This window comes from Halorubrum wangae, from assembly GCF_051194135.1.
Lineage (GTDB): Archaea > Halobacteriota > Halobacteria > Halobacteriales > Haloferacaceae > Halorubrum.
In genome coordinates, this window is sequence record NZ_JBLZNH010000010.1 from 1 (window position 1) to 2,981 (window position 2,981).

Annotated in this window: 2 protein-coding genes; both read left to right on the plus strand. The window is 59.3% G+C overall.

Going from position 1 to position 2,981, the window contains the following annotated elements; all coding sequences use genetic code 11:
- A partial coding sequence (locus ACNS84_RS16070; protein WP_435075876.1) for a PGF-CTERM sorting domain-containing protein occupies positions 1–105 on the plus strand: 105 nt, incomplete at its 5' end.
- A gap of 525 nt (positions 106–630) precedes the next feature.
- On the plus strand, positions 631–2,981 hold a 2,351-nt coding region (locus ACNS84_RS16075), incomplete at its 3' end, for a BGTF surface domain-containing protein (RefSeq protein WP_435075875.1).

A 2,981-nucleotide genomic window follows, 5' to 3' on the forward strand; every position in this document is an offset into this window, starting at 1 on the left:
GGTGGGGACGGCTCCACCGACGACTCCACGCCCGGCTTCGGCGCTCTCGTGGCCCTCGTGGCCCTCATCGCGGCTGCACTCCTCGCTACGCGGCGTAACGAGTAACGCAGCAGCGATTCACCTCACTCACTAACTATCGGCCCTCGCGGGCCGACCCATGCGGCACTTCTTTATCACGCCTCACTTCCTCAGCGACGGCACCAGTCGGGAGTCAGGCGATTCCCCGATGAAGACGACTTTTGCCTCGCCACGCGCGGGTGTACGCGAACAGCAATACTTCGACCAGCGGTGACGCTCCCGGTGAGCCGTGACCGCCATCGTCGCGTCCCGACGCTCTCGATCTCGTTTTCACATCCGCTCGTCGGATTCCCCGAACGCACCGATTTCAAAACCGTCGGTAGAGCGCTGCTACGCATCACGACATGCGTTACCACACTATCAGATGCTCCACAAAGCATATATGTAGACCGACTGAATTGTCGGTTGCAGACCCTACCCCACGCGAATGCGATGCCGACGTGAGTAATCCCGGCCAAGTCCGGCAGTGACCACGACGCGATGTTGGTCAATGCTGAGCGGATAGCTCAGGCTGGGGCAAAGCAGGGTGTCGCGACACGGAATACAACAACAATGACAAACGACAATACCACACGCAAGAAGGCCAGCGCGGTCTTTTTCGCTGCGGTCATGGTTCTTTCCATGGTCGCCGTCGGCTTTGCTGCCGCCCCCGCGGCTGCGGCGACCCTCGCCGACGACTTCGACCGCAATGCTGGATCGAGTTCTGGTGCAACGCTGTACCAAGGTCAAGAAGTGCTCTACGATGTATCGAATGTTGAAAACTACGATGGCGGGAATCTCGAGCTCCGTACCGTCGACACCAGCGGGGACGACCCGCAAGTCGGCAATCTCGAACAGGCGCTCGATCCCGAAGGTGACGACTTCGTCATTATCGACACCGGTGACATTGACGCCGGTCAGTACGTGATCACCACGCAGGGAACCGGTGATAATGTTGACACCACTACGGCTGGTGCTGGCGACATTCGGTTCGAGGTTGCGGTGCAGGACCTCACGACCGAATTTGATGAGGATACCGTTGCCGACGAGGGCAATGACGCTCTCGTCGAGTACGAAATTACATCAAATGTGCGTAACAACTACGCCGTAAACGTGGAGGCAGAAGGCCTCGACGAGGACGATCTCGCGGACATCTTCGGTAACGAGTACGACGACGAGATCGATCTTGGCGACGACTACGACCGGTATGACGTCGCCGGTCACATCAACGACACAGATGCTACCAACCTCTCAAACGATTACGCGCTCCATGAGGAAGACGGATATATCACCCTCTTCCGCGCAGAGAACCCGGAGCACGAGCTGAACTTCACGGACATTGACGCCGGTGAGTACGAGTTCGAAGTCTCTGTCGTTGACTCGACAGGTACGGATTCGGACACCATCACCGTGGAGGATATCGATGGCGGTGATGTCGAGATCGAAGAGTCCAGCCTGAACATCGCGCAGGGTGACACCGTCGAGTTCACTGTCACGGCTGACGGTGCCACGGACACCGGTACGGTCGTCATCGGTAACGAGGAAGACTTCGGCTACCAGGCGAATGTATCGATTGACGACTTCGGTGACGACGATCAGATCACGCTGGAGTTCAACACCTACACGGCAGGTAACTTATCCGGATCTGAGGACCCTGTTAGCATCGTCGATACGGACGACGATGATGATGAAATCACCTTCGATGGTGAGACAGATCTCGATAGCATCCTCGCCACTGGTGACTACGACATCTCGTCGGATTCCTCGAGTGACTTCGAGGACACCGTCGACTCATCTGACGACGTCGCGACGCTGTTCATCGAGGAGCGCTCGACGGACGGCATCCAGACGTGGACCACCCCCGATTCGACCGCAAACGACATCATCGACGCTGACGAGGACGAACAGCTCGACGAGATCACGGCTGCCGTCGATCAGGGCACCCTCACGCAGACGAGTGACTTCGCGCACGGTGACACGAGTGTCCACCAGATCAGCGCGAGCGGCCTCGAAGGCGCGCTCGACTACGCTGGTGAGCAGAGTGGTGTCGCTGACGATGATGCGAGCGAGCAGCTCGCCTACTTGGCAACCAACAGCTTCAACGACATCAATGACGACAACGCGATCGAGTTCCGCATCCGCGAGACGCGCGCGAGTGCGGGGCCGAACACGGACCGCACGACGATCGTTCCGGACGGGAACCAGTTCGACGTCGTCGTTGACGAAGAGAACGACGACTACTACGTGATCCTCGACACTTCGGACCTCGGTCTGGAGGACGACGAGGACTACGAGTTCGACGTCGAGTTCACGGTCCAGGACGAGCGGCTCCTGGACCCGGACGACGAAGTCGACGCTGACGAATTCGAAGACTCGTACAACACCGTCTCGGCCAACTTCAGCATCGACGAGCGGACGGCTGACTTCGACCAGGATCCGTACGACGTGACTCCCACTGAGGGACAGAACATCACGGGTACGACGAACGTGGCCCCCGGAACGGAGTTCACTATTCGCGCCCGCTCCGCCACCGGTACGCAGCCCTCGTTCGTCAAGATCGACGACGAGGTAATTGTCGCTGCCGATGGTACGTGGGAAGGTGAATTCGACTTCAGCGACACGTCTGTTGGCGACGAGTACACGCTCAGTCTCCAGCAGCTTCAGCTGAATGATGCCGTTGAGGTTGACGGTACGGTTGTCGAGCAGGTTCAGGCGCCCGCGGTCTTCGAGGTCTCTGACCTGAGCCCGGCTGAAGCGACTGTGACGGCCGGCGACACGATCGACGCCTCCGCGACGATCGAAAACACCGGCGAACAGGAAGCGACGCAGACCGTCGAGTTCCGTGTCGACGGTGAAGCGGTCGCCAGCGAAGACGTGACGCTCGCAGGCGGCGAGTCCACCACGTTCGAGGCTTCGATCGACAC